Annotated in this window: 13 protein-coding genes and 1 pseudogene; 9 read left to right on the forward strand and 5 right to left on the reverse strand. The window is 63.6% G+C overall.

From position 1 onward, the window contains the following. Nucleotides 1-203: 203 nt before the first annotated feature. The 9 genes and pseudogenes from SINAR_RS0107050 to SINAR_RS0107090 all read left to right on the forward strand — a co-directional run bounded on the left by SINAR_RS0107050 (nt 204) and on the right by SINAR_RS0107090 (nt 8,536). Nucleotides 204-956: an SDR family oxidoreductase gene (locus SINAR_RS0107050; RefSeq protein WP_027998439.1), complete on the forward strand. Its 753-nt coding sequence runs from the start codon at nt 204-206 to the stop codon at nt 954-956. A 76-nt stretch (nt 957-1,032) separates the two neighbouring features. After that, a complete protein-coding gene (locus SINAR_RS0107055; protein WP_027998440.1) occupies nt 1,033-1,446 on the forward strand; it encodes a cupin domain-containing protein in 414 nt (137 codons plus the stop codon). 88 nt (nt 1,447-1,534) lie between these two features. After that, on the forward strand, nt 1,535-2,632 hold the full coding sequence (locus SINAR_RS0107060) for an HlyD family secretion protein (protein ID WP_027998441.1): 1,098 nt from the start codon (nt 1,535-1,537) through the stop codon (nt 2,630-2,632). Continuing rightward, on the forward strand, nt 2,629-4,281 hold the full coding sequence (locus SINAR_RS0107065; protein ID WP_027998442.1) for a DHA2 family efflux MFS transporter permease subunit: 1,653 nt from the start codon (nt 2,629-2,631) through the stop codon (nt 4,279-4,281). Before SINAR_RS0107060 ends, SINAR_RS0107065 begins: the two co-directional genes overlap by 4 nt. A 171-nt stretch (nt 4,282-4,452) precedes the next feature. After that, nucleotides 4,453-6,147: a M20/M25/M40 family metallo-hydrolase gene (locus tag SINAR_RS0107070; protein WP_027998443.1), complete on the forward strand. Its 1,695-nt coding sequence runs from the start codon at nt 4,453-4,455 to the stop codon at nt 6,145-6,147. Nucleotides 6,148-6,253: 106 nt separating this feature from the next. Then, the gene (parS, locus tag SINAR_RS0107075; protein WP_027998444.1) at nt 6,254-6,739 is read left to right on the forward strand and encodes an Xre family toxin-antitoxin system antitoxin; all 486 of its coding nucleotides are present in this window, start codon (nt 6,254-6,256) and stop codon (nt 6,737-6,739) included. Further along, nucleotides 6,736-7,242 carry an RES family NAD+ phosphorylase gene (locus SINAR_RS0107080; RefSeq protein WP_027998445.1) on the forward strand — a complete coding sequence of 169 codons (507 nt, stop codon included), beginning with the start codon at nt 6,736-6,738 and terminating at the stop codon, nt 7,240-7,242. The genes parS and SINAR_RS0107080 overlap by 4 nt, the downstream gene beginning before the upstream one ends. Before the next feature lie 111 nt (nt 7,243-7,353). Further along, nucleotides 7,354-7,602, forward strand: a pseudogene (locus tag SINAR_RS1000000135115) (SDR family oxidoreductase); the annotation flags it as partial. A gap of 127 nt (nt 7,603-7,729) precedes the next feature. Beyond that, on the forward strand, nt 7,730-8,536 hold the full coding sequence (locus tag SINAR_RS0107090) for a glucose 1-dehydrogenase (RefSeq protein ID WP_027998447.1): 807 nt from the start codon (nt 7,730-7,732) through the stop codon (nt 8,534-8,536). 147 nt (nt 8,537-8,683) lie between these two features. Here SINAR_RS0107090 and SINAR_RS0107095 read toward each other — a convergent pair whose 3' ends face one another. The 5 genes from SINAR_RS0107095 to ligD all read right to left on the reverse strand — a co-directional run bounded on the left by SINAR_RS0107095 (nt 8,684) and on the right by ligD (nt 14,624). Further along, nucleotides 8,684-9,457, reverse strand: coding sequence for an exodeoxyribonuclease III (locus SINAR_RS0107095; RefSeq protein ID WP_027998448.1), 774 nt, complete (start codon nt 9,455-9,457; stop codon nt 8,684-8,686). A gap of 7 nt (nt 9,458-9,464) precedes the next feature. Further along, nucleotides 9,465-10,106, reverse strand: coding sequence for an alpha/beta hydrolase family protein (locus tag SINAR_RS0107100; RefSeq protein ID WP_027998449.1), 642 nt, complete (start codon nt 10,104-10,106; stop codon nt 9,465-9,467). Between the two features lies 1 nt (nt 10,107). After that, on the reverse strand, nt 10,108-11,193 hold the full coding sequence (locus tag SINAR_RS0107105) for a tetratricopeptide repeat protein (RefSeq protein ID WP_027998450.1): 1,086 nt from the start codon (nt 11,191-11,193) through the stop codon (nt 10,108-10,110). Next, complete coding sequence (gene ku, locus SINAR_RS0107110) at nt 11,193-12,077, reverse strand: non-homologous end joining protein Ku (protein ID WP_027998451.1); 885 nt, start codon at nt 12,075-12,077, stop codon at nt 11,193-11,195. The genes SINAR_RS0107105 and ku overlap by 1 nt, the downstream gene beginning before the upstream one ends. 90 nt (nt 12,078-12,167) lie before the next feature. Further along, nucleotides 12,168-14,624: a DNA ligase D gene (gene ligD / locus SINAR_RS0107115; protein ID WP_027998452.1), complete on the reverse strand. Its 2,457-nt coding sequence runs from the start codon at nt 14,622-14,624 to the stop codon at nt 12,168-12,170. Nucleotides 14,625-14,637: the final 13 nt, after the last annotated feature.

The following is a 14,637-nucleotide window of genomic DNA, read 5'->3' on the forward strand; positions in this document are numbered from 1 at the left end:
GGCGAAAATATCTGACATTCATACCACAGCCCCTCGTAGTTGGCTGTACCGGCCGCGGCAATCGAACAACTTTCCTTTGGACGAAAAAGCAAGCTTCCGTGAAGGTCAATTCAAGCCCGCCACAGGGACTTTTCCGGCGCGGAGAGGCACTCTTCCTCCATATCGACGGCAATGGTTGCGGTCGACAGACGAGGAGAGAAAGCATGAAGATCGTCGTCATCGGAGGCACTGGCCTCATCGGATCGAAGCTTGTGGCAAATCTTCGCGAGCGCGGCCATGACGTGCTCGCTGCCGCTCCCAATACGGGCGTGAACACCATCACCCGCGAGGGCCTCGCGGGGGCGCTGGACGGTGCGGATGTCGTCGTCGACGTGGCGAACGCGCCTGTCTGGGAAGACAGGGCAGTCCTCGAATTCTTCGAGACGTCGGGCCGCAACCTGCTGGCTGCAGAAGCCGCCGCCGGGGTGCGCCACCACGTCGCTCTGTCGATCGTCGGCAGCGAGCGGCTTCCCGACAATGGCTATTTCCGTGCGAAGGTCGCACAGGAAGACCTCATCAAGGCATCCCGCATTCCCTACACCATCCTGCGTGCCACGCAGTTCTTCGAGTTCGTCGGCGGCATCGCCCAGGCCGGGCTGGTGGGCGAGGAGATCCGCCTCTCGCCGGCGTTGTTCCAGCCGATCGCTTCCGACGACGTTGCGGCGGCGCTTGCAGAAGTCGCGGTTGCGCCGCCGGTCAACGGCACGCTCGAGGTCGCAGGCCCCGAGGCCATGCCTCTCGATGAAGTGGTCAGGCGGTTCCTGATGGCAACTGCGGACACGCGCAAGGTCGTGCCCGACGTCCATGCGCGCTACTTCGGCGCGGTTCTCGACGACCGATCGCTGACCCCCGGCGAGAACCCGCGCCTGGGTAAGATCCGCTTCGACGACTGGCTCGGCCGGCAGGCCGCGGGCTGAGCATCCCCCGAACAATCGAAAAAGCCGACCCGGCACCGGGGCGCCCACACCCCGGCACTCTCAAAGGAGAACTGAAATGCTCACGAGATTCCTCTCGGCCGTTGCCCTTGCAGCGCTCTCGTTCACCGCAGCCTCGGCCGGCGACCGGCCCGCCGGCAAGGTGACCGTTGTCTTCGATCACGCCCTTCCCAACGTGCCCGGCAAGAGCATGAGGGGCGTGCTTGTCGAATACGGACCGGGCGGCGGATCGCCCGCCCACACCCACCCCAAATCGGCCTTCATCTATGCGACGGTGCTCGAGGGCGCGATCCGCAGCAGCGTCAACGGCTCGCCGGAGAAGGTCTATCAAGTCGGCGAAAACTTCTACGAAGATCCGGGCTCCCGACATGAAGTAAGCGCGAATGCCAGCGACACGGAACCTGCACGGCTGCTGGCGGTCTTCGTCCTCGACACCGAAGAAACGGAACTGACGACACCCATCAGGGAGTGAACGGGTAGATGCTCAACAACGCGGCAGCCCTGGCGCAGACCCGTGCGGCAGGGCTGCGGCCAACCGACACCCAACAGGAATTGCGAAGATGGAAACGCTTGAGGACAAGGTCGCCATCGCCACCGGGGCAGGTTCGAGGAACGGTGTCGCCATGGCGCCACCCAACAGGAAAAAGATGATCGGCCTGGCGCTTTGTCTCGGGGCGGTGGTCGTCGTCGCTGCCGGATGGTCCTGGGCTCGCGAGAGCGGAGCGGCGTCGACCGACAATGCCTATGTGCGCGGGGATGTCACCGCGCTCGCCCCAAAGGTTGCGGGCTACGTCACGGCGGTCGAGGTCGAGGACAATCAACCGGTCCGGGCGGGTGACGTGCTCTTCAGGATCGACGATCGGGATTACCGCGCGAAGCTCGCGCAAGCGGTGGCGAATGTCGAAGCGGCACAGGCGCGGCTGACCAATGTCGACGCGGAGATGGAGCTTCAGCATGCCCTTGTCCGCCAGGCCGAAGCGCAGCGACGTTCGGTCAATGCCGAGTTGACCCTGGCGGCCAAGGCCCATGATCGCCGCCGCGAGCTTATCCGCAGCAATACCATCAGCCAGGCCCATGTCGACGAAAGCGACGCGGCGAGATCGAGAGCCGAGGCGAACGTGTTGGCGGCTTCCGCAACGCTGGAGGCTCAGCAGCAGCGCACCGCCGTGCTTGCCGCGCAGCGCGAAGCGGCCGTCGCTGCGGTCGCGCAGGCACGGGCCGCACGCGACCTCGCCGAGATCGATCTGGAGAGCACTGTCGTGCGCGCGCCGGTCGGCGGCGTCATCGGCAACCGGCAGGTTCGCGTCGGCCGGCTCGTTGCGCCGGGCGCTTCCCTGCTCGATATCGTTCCGCTCGAGAATGTATGGATCGTCGCGAACTTCAAGGAAACGCAGCTGGAACATATCCGGCCGGGTCAGCGTGCCAGCATCACCATCGACGGTTACCCGAGCGGCATGCTCGAAGGCGTGGTGGACAGTTTTGCGCCGGGCAGCGGCTCTGCCTTCAGCCTGCTGCCGGCAGACAATGCAACGGGTAATTTCGTTCGCGTCGTCCAGCGCGTTCCGGTGAAGATCCGGCTTTCCGCCAATCCGCTGTCCGGCCGCCTCGTGCCCGGCCTTTCGGCGCGCGTCCAGATCGATCTGGAGAGCGGCTCATGACCATCGTCACCGCAGCGCCGAGCCGCGACATATCCATGGCAGGAGGTCTTCTCGTCGCGGGCATAGTGCTTGCGACGCTGACCGAGGCGATCGCCAGCACCGTACTCTCGCTCGGGCGCGGCGATATCATCGGCGATACATACGCGACGCCCGATGAGTTCGCCTGGTTGGACGTCGGCTATACCGCTTTCAAGCTTATCGGGTTCATGGTCGCCTCCTGGCTGATGAACCGCTTCGACCCGCGCAGCCTGATCGTCGGCTCGACTCTGGCCATGGGCATGGCCTGCGGCATGGCCGCCATGACGGCTCGCTTGGACCTCCTCGTCGCCCTTCGAATGGTCCAGGGCTTTTCCGGCGGCATCCTGCTTGTCGGCGGCCAGGCGATCATCTTTCTCGCTTTTCCGCGGTCCCGTCAGCCAATTCTCCAGGCCCTGTTCGCGATGGGGTCCGTCGTCGCTCCCGCAACGATCGCCCCGGCCCTCCAGGGCTGGTTGCTCGATAGCCAATCCTGGACATGGATCTTCTTCAGCATCGTGCCGCTGGCGCTGACGGCTGCGGGGCTTCTGCTGATCGCCGACGGCCCGACGCCGGCACGAGGCGCGCACCGGCCGTTTGACTGGGTAGGGCTCCCCCTGATTTCCGTTGCGCTTTTCTGCTTCACCTACATCTTCAGCCAGGGCAGCCGTTGGGACTGGTTCGAGGAGCCCCGAATCCTGTGGCCGGCAGTGATCGGTACAGCGGCGCTTCTCGCATTTCTCGGCCAGCAGCTGTTGTCCAAAGGGCCGGGCCTGTTCGACTTCACACTTTTCGAAACGGAGGATTTCTGTTTCGCCTTCATCGTCAGTTTCGTTGCCGGCGCCGCATTGTTCGGGAGCGCGTTTCTGATCCCGTCCTTTGCCGTATCCGTCCTCGCCTTCACGCCGACGGATGCCGGGCAGCTCCTGCTGCCGAGTGCCGCGCTCTTCATCGGCGCGCTCTTCATGGCCGCCTTTCTCATGCAGTTCCGCCATGTTCCTCCGGTCGCCACCGTACCCTTCGGCATCCTGATGATCATGACATCGATGTGGATGCTGTCCGGGTCGACCAGCGAAAGCGGCGCTGGCGACATGATGGCAGCAATCCTCTTGCGCGGTGCCGGCCTTGGCTTCCTGTTCCTGTCGATCACCCTGATCGCCTTTGGCAACCTCAACAGCCGAAATCTCGCCTCCGGCATCGGCCTCTTCAATACGGGTCGCCAGCTCGGCGGGCTTATAGGGGTCGCCGCGCTCCAGACCCTGATCGAGCACAATGTCACCCACAATCTTGCGGTCCTCGGCGCCAACGTCACCGCAGGAGCCCCCGCGGTTACCGGGCGGCTGACGACGAGTGCGGCCCTGCTGACGGCAAAAGGTATGGACGCGGCCGCCGCAAGCCGCGGGGCGGCGAGCCTTCTCGGCCGGGCCGTGGCAGGTCAGTCCACGGTGATTGCCTTCGACACCGCATTCAACGCGATCGCCCTGCTCTTCATCGTTGCCGCCCCCGTGTTGGTTGGTATTAAGATAGGCCTCTCCCGATACGCGAAAGCGCGTGCTGCGGATCGCGGCATTAGTGTGGCGATCGAGCCGCCGCGTCACCGTACCTCTCCGCTCAAGCGGGTCCCGGCATTATAAACGGCTCGCTTTTCGAGACACCGTCAGTTACCCGTACCGTCGAGATCAGCTCGTTCAGTTTCAACATCGTCGAGACCCCCATCTCGGCAAGCATGTCCCGCACACCGTTGGTGAAGACCGCACGCGCAAGTTCCTTCGAAAGCACCTGTCGAACTGAGACGGAGAGGCACGATGACGAATGCACAAGCAAAGACGACCTCTCGCGCTGGAGGCGGGATCGACCGCGACCGCGTGCGGCAACTTGCTCTGCGCATGACGTCCTGGCCGAGTGAAACCGGCACGCCGGGTGAAGCATCCTTCGCGGATCGCCTCCATGGCCTTCTCGGCGAACTCCCCTATTTTCGGGAGCATCCGGAAGATTTACGCCTCGTTGCAAGTCACGGCGAACCGCTGACCCGCAATGTCGTTGCGCTCGTTCGCGGCACGGGTAAGCGAACGCTGGTCCTGGCCGGCCACTTCGACACGGTATCGACCGACAACTATCACGAGCTCAAGGCACTCGCCTGCGACAGCCTGGCACTCAAGGATGCGCTCATCGAAAGCCTGTCGGCGCGCACCGACCGATCCGAACAGGAAGAGCGGGCCTTGCAGGATCTGGTCAGTGGCGACTTCCTCCCCGGCCGGGGTCTGCTCGACATGAAGAGCGGCCTTGCCGTGGCCATCGCCTGTCTTGAAGAATTCGCGGCCGACACGGATCGACAGGGCAATCTCATGCTGGTCGCCACCCCCGACGAGGAACGTGAAAGCCGGGGAATGCGCTCGCTCCGGGACGCGTTGCCCGGTTTGGTCAGGGATTTCGATATCGAGATCGCCGGGGGTATCAACCTCGACGTGACCTCGGATCAGGGCGACGGCAGCGAAGGACGGGCCGTTTATGCCGGCACGATCGGCAAGCTTCTGCCCTTTGTCCTGGTAATCGGCTGCAGTTCTCATGCGAGCTATCCCTTCGAAGGGGTGAGCGCACAGGCCATGGCGGCCGGAATCCTTTCACGCCTGGAAGGGAACGCTTCCCTGGCGGATCGAGACGACAACGACATTTCGCCGCCGCCCATCTGCCTCGAGGCGAAGGACCTGCGCGACGGTTACGAGGTGACGACGCCGGAGCGTTTCTGGATAGCTTTCAACTGGCTCTACCATGCGATGACGGCGGACGCACTCTTTGGGCGTTTCCGAGAGGAAGTGCTGGCCGGTGCGAACGAAGCCGTCGAGAAGTTTGCGGCACAGTCGGCGGAATACGGCAAGCTCGTCGGAAGAAGTGCCGGCACCATGCCAGCCAAGCCGCGCCTCCTGTCGTTCCAGGAGTTGCGGGCGGCGGCAGGACGCGTTTTCGGTGACGGCTTCGACGCATTCTATGCCGAGAAGGAAAAAGAATTCTCCCAGAGAGACAATCCGCTCGTCGCTACGCGGCATCTGACGGAGTGGCTCGTCGGTATCGCGCGCCTTTCCGGTCCCGCCATCGTCATCGGCTTCTCCGGCCTGCATTATCCGCCGAGCCACCTGCGTCTGAACGAAGAAGAAGGCCGCTCCCTTCATCGGGCGATCGAGAAGGCGCGTGCCGGTCTTGGCAACCATCCCGGACGCAGCCTCGTCTGGAAGCCGCATTTCTACGGTATCTCGGACATGAGTTTCCTCGGGCTTGCCGCAACCGGCAGCCAGCTCGTTTCGGACAATACTCCGATCTCGCGGCTGGTCGACCGGCCACCGGAAAACGCGCTGCGTTTTCCGACCGTCAATCTCGGACCGTGGGGACGGGAGTTCCACCAGAAGTTCGAGCGCGTCCATGAAGTCTACGCCTTCGCGGTTCTTCCGGATATCGTTTCCGAAATCGCCAGGACCTTCCTCGGCGACGACAGTCATCGAGACTGACGCTGTACGCAGATCGGCAGAAAAAAGTCACCTGTCCTTCGCAAGGCTTGAAATCGGCTGCGACAGGTGACATATCTAAAGCGACAGATGACGTAGGAGAATAATCATGGCTCTCGCGGCAAAAGCACCGACACCAGCGGCAGGCGGTGATGAGCTGCAAAAAATCGAAGCCTTGCTTGGCGGTTCGCGTGTTCTGGCGCGTCACCTGACCAATGCGCTCGACGCGCACGAGCTTCTCTTGCGTGGTCTGCCTGCATCGGCACTGGATCACCTTGTCGGGAATCTCGTCTTCATCGGCAAGACCGAGTCGCTCGAAAAGGCGGTAGGTATGAGTTTGCGCACGTGGCAGCGGCGTAAGGAGACACCGAACAAGCCGCTTAGCCAGGAGCAGAGCGGTCGCGCGTGGAAGTTTGCGGAAATACTCGCAAAGGCGACCGATATTTTTGGATCGCAGGCGGAAGCCGAACAATGGCTGGAGCGTCCGGCGGTCGGACTAGACCAACGCCGCCCGATTGATCTTCTCGGAACGCCGGCCGGCGTCGAGCTGGTCGAGGATCATCTCGACCGCCTCGAATACGGCGTCTATGCATGACCCTTCTTCCGGTTGCGCTCGGTGGGACCGAGTTGGTGGCCTGGCGACTCGATCAAACCGTCCACGCATCGACATGGGATAGTGGAGAAGGCGCCTACCGAGTGGGGGGTCGCTGGAACAGTAAGGGGGTTCGTGCGGTCTACTGCTCACTCGACCCTGCGACGGCGATCCTTGAGGTCGCGGTTCACAAGGGTTTTCGGGCGCTGGACACTGTGGCGCATACAATGACGGCCGCAGCCATCGCCGACGCTGGCGATGTCTATGTCGTCGATCCGAAAAACGTGCCCAATCCCAACTGGGCACGCCCGGGCATTCCCGGCGCGGGACAGCAAGCCTATGGGGATGATCTGCTTCGACGCCATCGATTCGTCGCGATCCCGAGCGCGGTCTCGCCGCATAGCTGGAACCTCGTCTTTCTCGCGGGCGCCGCGCCGGCCGCCTATGCCCTCAAATTCCAAGAGCCACTTGCGCTCGACACGCGATTGCATCCACCGGGAACATGAACGCCCTCATTGGCCGGCCCTGGCGCAATGCTTAAGACGCTCCTGAAAACTGCTCAGACGCGCGACGAGGCGCTACAGGTTACGCCGCTCCAGAATGAAACCGGCGCAGCGGTCGCCAACGAATGGGCGGCTCGGAACATTCAGGTCAATGCCATTGCCCCGGGCTACATCGCCACCGACAATACCGAGGCCCTGCGCAACGATCCGAGTCACGCCGAATCCATTCTCGCGCGTATCCCCGCCGGCCGCTGGGGACGTCCCGAGGACTTTGCCGGCCCGGCTGTTTTCCTGGCCTCGGCGGCATCGGATTACGTCTCGGGCACGATCCTGACCGTGGATGGCGGCTGGATGGGACGCTGATCCCGCCTCGCCCGCCGGTCAGGAACTGTACCACAGCCCTGTTTTCTCTTATGTTCCGGGGGTGGCGGAGCCAAAGCTCCGCCACCCCCGCCGTGCCGGGTGGCACGCTTGCCAAGGAGCCCGAGACATGATGGATGGCGCCTCAAACGCCGCGCCGCGGACAAGCGGTCTTCCCGCGCTTTTCGATCTGAGCGGCCGGGTCGCCCTGATCACCGGATCGAGCGGCGGGCTCGGCCTTACCATGGCGCGCGCTCTTTGCGAGGCGGGGGCGTCAGTCATCCTCAACGGTCGCGACGAAGCGCGCCTTGCCGGTGCACGCGCGGAACTCGAAGAGCACGGCTTCACCGTGGGAACCTCGGCCTTCGACGTCACCAGGTCGGCCGAGATCGGCCAGGCGGTGGCCGATATTCTCGCCGAGCGAGGCCGCATCGACATTCTGGTCAACAATGCCGGAATACAACACCGCACGCCGCTTCACGAATTCCCGGAAGACGCCTTCAGGCGCGTCATCGAGACCAATCTGACGAGTGCTTTCCTCGTCGGCCAGTCGGTCGTTCAGGGGATGATCGAACGCCGCGAGGGGACGATAATCAATATCTGTTCGGTGCAGAGCGAACTCGCGCGTCCCTCGATCGCGCCCTACGCCGCGTCTAAAGGCGGGCTCAAAATGCTGACCAAAGGCATGGCGCTCGACTGGGGCCGATACGGCATCCGCGTCAACGGGCTTGCGCCGGGCTACTTCAAGACGGAGCTGAACAGTGCGCTGGTTTCCGACGAGAAATTCTCGACATGGCTCGAGCAGAGAACGCCGCTTGGCCGCTGGGGCGATATGAACGAGCTGGCGGGGGCGGCGGTCTTCCTTGCATCGGCCGCATCGAGCTTCGTCACCGGCCACATTCTCTATGTCGACGGCGGTATCACCAGCTGCCTTTGAAACAGGCATCTTCCTGCGGCTGGAACCGAAAAAGGCTGTCCTGCGGAAAGCCTCAGCTAATCCAATCCGGGTTTGGAGCATTCCGATGCGTAGCGGTTTTGCTGGAAGTGTAGCGTCACAGGGCACGGCGCGTCGGTGCGGGACGCTCTAGTCCCGCAGCGACACCCATACCGGCGCGTGGTCGCTCGCTCCCTCAAGCGCACGGAACTCCCGGTCGATTCCGGCGCCGGTCAGGCGGCGCCGGAGCTTGCGGCTCAGGAGAATATGATCGAGGCGAAGGCCGGCGTCGCGCTGCCAGCGGTTGCGGCGGTAGTCCCAGAAAGTGAAGAGCTGTTCTTTGGGGTGGATCTTGCGCAGCGCGTCGAGCCAGCCCTGATCGACAAGGCTCCCGAAGGCCGCGCGGCTTTCCGGCTGGACGAGGGCGTTGTCGTCGTAGGAGCGGGTCGGGTAGATGTCGCGCGGTTCCGGAACGACGTTGTAGTCGCCGGCGAGCACCACCGGCACTCCAGTCTCCAGCAGCGCGGCGGCATGCTGGTTGAAGCGCAAGTGCCAGGCGAGCTTGTAGTCGAATTTCGGCCCGGGCTGCGGGTTGCCGTTTGGAGCATAGAGCGAGGCGATCAGAATGCCGTTTACCGCGGCCTCGATGTAGCGGCTCTGCGTGTCGGAAGGATCGCCGGGCAATCCGGTTCGCGTGAGCACCGGTTCGCGGCCGCGGGCAAGAACGGCAACGCCGTTCCAGGCTGCCTGGCCCCGCCAGACGGCACCGTAGCCGGCTGCCTCGATTGCGGCCTTGGGGAACTGTCCGTCCGTCGCCTTGAGCTCCTGCAGGCAGACCACGTCCGGCTCGGCCGCAGCGAGCCAGGTCAGAAGGACGTCGAGCCGCTTGTTCACGCCGTTGATGTTGAAGGTCGCGATCTTCATCGGGAGCTCAAGACATGAGGCGATCCGACCATCGCGCAACCGTCTCGGCCATCGTCTTCAGGTGATCTGCGGCCGAAAAGCCCGAGACTGTCTTGCGCGGCTTGAGGTCGTGGTCGCCATCCTCCAGCCATAGAAGTTCGATCCTGTCGGACAGCGCGTATTGCGAGACCTCGGCGCGAGTACCGAATTCGTCGCGGGTCCCCTGGCAGATCAAGGCCGGCGTCTTGAGACCGGCAAGATGCCGGGTGCGTAACTGTTCCGGCTTGCCCGGCGGATGAAAAGGATAGCCGAGGCAAAGGAGACCCGCGATCCTGCCCTCGGCATGAAGGTCGTCGGCGATCATGCTGGCGACGCGCCCGCCCATGGACTTGCCGCCGATCACGAGAGCGCCCTTGGCGCCGAGCTCGGCAACGGCCGCCCGGTATTCCGGATTGAGCGTCTCCGCACGGGGCGGGGGCTTGCGCTCCCCGGCCGTGCGCCGCGCCGCCATATAGCCGAACTCGAAGCGGGCGACACGAAGACCCGCGCCCGCAAGCGCTTGAGCGGCCGCGGTCATCGAAGCCGAATCCATAGGGGCTCCGGCTCCATGCGCGAGCAGAATGGTGACGGGCGCATCGCCCGGCCCGTCGAACAGGAATTTTCCGCCCATGTCAGCCAGCCGTTCTGGAGAGGAGATGAAGGTTCACGAACTGCACGCCCCTTTCGGCGGCGCGCGCCCATTCGGAATAGGGATCGAGTTCGAGGTAGCGCAACCACCAGCGGCGCGCCTCGGCGAGATTGCCCGCATCGAACTCCAGCTTGGCCAGGTTGAAGACGGCATCGCCGTAATCGCCATCGAGTTCGATCGCCCTCCTGAGGTGCCGTCTGGCGGTATCCGTGCGGCCGCGTTCGCCCATCAGCCCGGCCAGGTTGAACCAGGCCTCGACGAAGGTAGGATCGAGCTTGATGGCGCGGGCATAGTCATGTGCCGCTTCGGCCTCCCGCCCGGCGGCCTTGAGGCAGTTGGCGCGGTTGAAGGCTGCAACTTCGTCGGTGCGGTCGATGGCGAGATAGCGCTGATAGAACGCGGCCGCCTCGTCGTAGTCCCCCGCTTCCTCGGCCGCTTCGGCCTGAGCGAAGAGTTCTTCGAGCGCCTCCTCGTCGGGAGAGCCGACATCGAGCAGCAATTGGCCGTCGAGTTCGCTCAAGCCTTCGGCGCCTCGGGCATAGATCGTATCCTTGCCCTCGTGGTGCAGCGAAAGCGCCGTGAGGGAGGCAACGTTTCCGAAGCGATGGACCGAGCGCGCGATCGCGCCCCAGCCTGCGCCGCTGGCCATCAGTCCCGCATATTTTCGGGCGAGGATCAGATCGCGGAAAGAATAGGGCTCACTGTCATGTTCGAAAGCGTCGAACAGCGACAGGAGATCGAGATGGCGAGGGGAGAGCCGGGACTGGTCGATGAGCGACTGCCGCGTCAGCGCCGATGTTTCCGGCGCGCTCGCCAGTCCGAGCAGGCGGAGAAAGCCGTTTTCGCTGAGAACGCGCCGACGCGCCCCGCTCTCGCTGTCGAAGCGGGCTTCGATCTCCGCTTCGGTCGCTTTTGCGAGCAGTCCACGCCCCATGACCACGAAATTCGTCTGCCGTGTGACGCCTCGCCTGAGGTGTCCGCCCTGGCGCTCGACCTCGCGCGCCGCCAGCCGCCGCGGAAAGGCGGCAAGCGCACCGACGATACCGAATGTCCGACCGGCAACCGCCATCAGGCTTTTTTCTTGGCCGCGGGCTTAGCCGTGACGCGCTTCGCCGCCGTAACCTTGGCGGCCGGCTCTTTTGCCGCGGGCTCCGCCTTGGGCTTGCTTCTGGCCGGCGGTTTGGCCTGGGAAAGGCTCGCCTTCAGGGCATCCATGAGATTGACGACGTTGCCGCGTTCGGGCGCCTGCGCAATGATCGGCTTGTGACCCTTGAGCTTCTCGCGGATCATCTGCATCAGCGCGACCTCGTAGCGGTCCTCGTACTGCTTCGGATCGAAGGTCGTCGTCTTCTGTTGGATGAGCGCTTCGGCAAGCTGCAGCATTTCCGGATCCGGATTGCCGACAGGAATGTTGCCGAAATAATCCGCCGTACCCCTCACCTCGTTGGGGTTGCGCAAGGTGCAGACGAACATTCCGGTTTCGCGCGGACCGATGGTCACGACCCGTTCGCGGCTGGACAGCACGAGACGGGCGATCGCGAGCTTGCCGCTTCGGCGCAGGGCTTCACGCAAAACGATGAAGGTTTCCTCGGCCATCGCCCCGTCGGGGGCCAGATAGTAAGGTGCGTCCTGGTAGATGACGTCGACGGAACCCGCGTCGACGAAAGCCTCGATGTTCATCGTGTGATTGGATTCGATCCTGACGCTTTCCAGATCCGAATCCTCGATGATGATGTATTTCTTGTCCTCGTATTCGTAGCCCTTCACGAGGTCCGAACGCTCGACGAGGCCGAGCTCCGGATCGACGGGCTTCATATTGATCCGGTTGTGCGTGTCCTTATGAAGCTGATTGAAGGAAATTCGCTCGCTTGCGCTGGTGGCCGGGTAAAGCCTCACCGGACAGCTCACGAGACTCAATCTGATATAGCCCTTCCAACTTGCCCTGGGTGCCATGGTTGTCTCCTACGCGGCACTACGATCACATCTGCCAGAGCGGGATGAGGAAAGTGCATGCGGGCCGCCCTGCATCCCGCGCCTCAACGACTACAATATAGGCAGATCCCTCGCGAAGTCGTCGATGTCGGTCCAGGGATCGCCGGACGTGGCCAGAAGGCCCGGCAGCGAAGAATAGTTCAAATCCGCCGGAGCGTCGATAGTCTCGAGATCCGCCCAACCGAGCGGGGTCGAGGCGGGCAGATTGGTGCGGGCGCGCAGCGAATAAGGGGCCGCCCAGGTGTGGCTGCGGGCGTTGCGATGGAAGTCGATGAAAATGCGTTTTATGCGGTTGTTCTTGCCCATGATGGTGGTGAAGGTGTCAGGAGCGGTTGCCGCGAGACGGGTCGCGAGCGCGCTCGTCGCCCGATGGAACTTCTTCCAGTCGAGCTTTGGCACGACCGGAACGACGACGTGCACTCCCCTGCCGCCTGAAGTCTTTACGAAAGGCACCAGGTCAAGTGCCTCGAGTTCGGCCTTGATGTGGATCGCGGCCTCGACCACCTCGCGCCAGGCGATGCCTTCGCCGGGATCGAGATCGAAGACAACGCGATCCGGCTTGTCGAGGAGCTTGCGCGTCGTTCCCCAATTGTGGAATTCGACAACGCCGAACTGCGCCAGCGCCAGGTATCCTTTCGCGTCCTCGACGGACAGGTAGGTTTTCGCTTCGCCTTCCGAGTTGGTGGCCTGGAATGTTGCGACCGAAGGCGGCATGCCGGTAAAGGGGTGTCGCTGGAAGAAGCAATCCTGCGTCCGGCCGGTGGGGCAGCGCACCAACGAAACGGGACGGCCGAGAATATGCGGCAGCATGAAATCGCCGATCATCGCGTAATAGACGGCGAGGTCGAGCTTGGTCGGGCCAGACTTGCCGAAAAGCCGCCGGGTCGGGTTGGTGATCGATATGCCCGCGAGGTCCGTGTCCGAGATCAGGCGCTGTCTCGACACGGAAACCGGCGTCGATAGCTCGACGTCGCGGAGCCCCTTGAAGACGGCGTGGCGCAGCACGTTGTCGGTCGTCCGGTTGCCATAGTGAACATGGGCCCGGAGCAGCGGCCGCACCCAGATGATCTCCTTGGGTGCTCCTTCGAGCTTTGCGGCGCCGGCGCGCAAGGGTTCGAGCCTTGCGAGCAACTCCTTGAGCATCGGCGCGTCGAAGCCGGTTCCGACCTTGCCGCGATATTCCAGCTCGCCGTCGGTCCACTCTCCAAGCGCAAGCGATGCGATGCCCTCGGCCGCCTCCGAAACGGTGTAGCCGACGATCACGAAATCCTCCGCCTTCAATGCCTTCGTCTTGGTCCAGGTCTTCGACCGGCCGCTTCGGTAGGCCCCTGAGAGGCGTTTGGAGATGATCCCTTCCAGGCCCATCTCGCAGGCCCGGTCGTAAAGGGCGCGCCCTTCGCCCACCACATGATCGCTGAACTGGATCGCCGCGCGGCTGGAGTCCTGCCCCGCAAGCAGTTGCTTCAACAGGGCCTTGCGTTTTTCGAGCGGGACGTCGAAAAGATTCCAGCCGTTGAGATGCAGGAGGTCGAAGGCGTAGAAGACGAGGCGGTTGCCGGCGCCGGTGGAAAGTGCATCCTGCAGCAGCGCGAAGCGGCTGATCCCCGCCTCGTCCAGCACGACGATCTCGCCGTCGATGATGGCATCGCGGCACGGCAGCCGCCGGAAAGCCTCCGGCAGGTCTCCGTAACGCTTCGTCCAGTCGAGTCCGCCGCGGGTGATGAGGCGCACATTTCCGTCCGCCAGGTGAGCCATGGTGCGATAGCCGTCGAACTTGATCTCGTGCAGCCAGGGCTCGGGCTTTTTCGAGCCCTTCTCGGCTTCCGGAGGAAGGATCGTCTGTGTTGCGAGTTGGGGTTCGACGCGTTCGGGCGGCGCGCCCTTGACTGCACCCGCTAGCGCGCCGGGATTGAGCTTGACCGGCTTTGGAGGTGCTTTCGGCTTCTCGACCAGTTCCTCGATCCGCCGGCCGGATTTGACGCTTTCCGGTCGGGCGGCAAGAATGTCGATCGATGTGTCGGCGGCCGGATCGCGCTCCTTGAACAGAAGCCAGTTGCGCCGGTCCTCCTCTCCTGGGCGGGTCTTCAGACGGGCCAGCATCCAGCCGCCGTTGAGTTTCTCCCCAGCCAGGCGGAATTTGAAGGCGCCCTTGCGCAGGTCGTCTTCGGCATCGCCCATCGACGCCCAGACGCCCTTGTCCCAGACGATCATCGGACCGCCCCCGTATTCGCCTTCGGGGATCACGCCCTCGAAATCGATATAGTCGAGGGGATGGTCCTCGGTCTCCACCGCCAGCCGCTTGTCGGCCGGATTGAGCGACGGACCCCTCGGCACCGCCCAGCTTTTCAGCACGCCGTCGACCTCGAGTCGCAAATCGTAGTGATCGGCGGTCGCATGGTGCTTGTGCACGACAAAGCGGTTGCCGCCGCCGGTCAGATTTCCGACCGGCTCCGGCGTCTTCGAGAAATTCCGCTTCTTGCGGTAGGCCTCCAGCTTCGGTGTCGCCATGCATCCAAGCTAT

Origin of the sequence: Sinorhizobium arboris LMG 14919, assembly GCF_000427465.1 — a bacterium.
Taxonomy (GTDB): domain Bacteria; phylum Pseudomonadota; class Alphaproteobacteria; order Rhizobiales; family Rhizobiaceae; genus Sinorhizobium; species Sinorhizobium arboris.

Excerpts from the sequence above, each read along its gene's own strand:
- SINAR_RS0107050 (WP_027998439.1), top strand. The coding sequence starts at position 204 with ATGAAGATCGTCGTCATCGGAGGCACTGGCCTCATCGGATCGAAGCTT.
- SINAR_RS0107055 (WP_027998440.1), top strand. The coding sequence starts at position 1,033 with ATGCTCACGAGATTCCTCTCGGCCGTTGCCCTTGCAGCGCTCTCGTTC.
- SINAR_RS0107060 (WP_027998441.1), top strand. The coding sequence starts at position 1,535 with ATGGAAACGCTTGAGGACAAGGTCGCCATCGCCACCGGGGCAGGTTCG.
- SINAR_RS0107065 (WP_027998442.1), top strand. The coding sequence starts at position 2,629 with ATGACCATCGTCACCGCAGCGCCGAGCCGCGACATATCCATGGCAGGA.
- SINAR_RS0107070 (WP_027998443.1), top strand. The coding sequence starts at position 4,453 with ATGACGAATGCACAAGCAAAGACGACCTCTCGCGCTGGAGGCGGGATC.
- parS (WP_027998444.1), top strand. The coding sequence starts at position 6,254 with ATGGCTCTCGCGGCAAAAGCACCGACACCAGCGGCAGGCGGTGATGAG.
- SINAR_RS0107080 (WP_027998445.1), top strand. The coding sequence starts at position 6,736 with ATGACCCTTCTTCCGGTTGCGCTCGGTGGGACCGAGTTGGTGGCCTGG.
- SINAR_RS0107090 (WP_027998447.1), top strand. The coding sequence starts at position 7,730 with ATGATGGATGGCGCCTCAAACGCCGCGCCGCGGACAAGCGGTCTTCCC.
- SINAR_RS0107095 (WP_027998448.1), bottom strand. The coding sequence starts at position 9,457 with ATGAAGATCGCGACCTTCAACATCAACGGCGTGAACAAGCGGCTCGAC.
- SINAR_RS0107100 (WP_027998449.1), bottom strand. The coding sequence starts at position 10,106 with ATGGGCGGAAAATTCCTGTTCGACGGGCCGGGCGATGCGCCCGTCACC.
- SINAR_RS0107105 (WP_027998450.1), bottom strand. The coding sequence starts at position 11,193 with ATGGCGGTTGCCGGTCGGACATTCGGTATCGTCGGTGCGCTTGCCGCC.
- ku (WP_027998451.1), bottom strand. The coding sequence starts at position 12,077 with ATGGCACCCAGGGCAAGTTGGAAGGGCTATATCAGATTGAGTCTCGTG.
- ligD (WP_027998452.1), bottom strand. The coding sequence starts at position 14,624 with ATGGCGACACCGAAGCTGGAGGCCTACCGCAAGAAGCGGAATTTCTCG.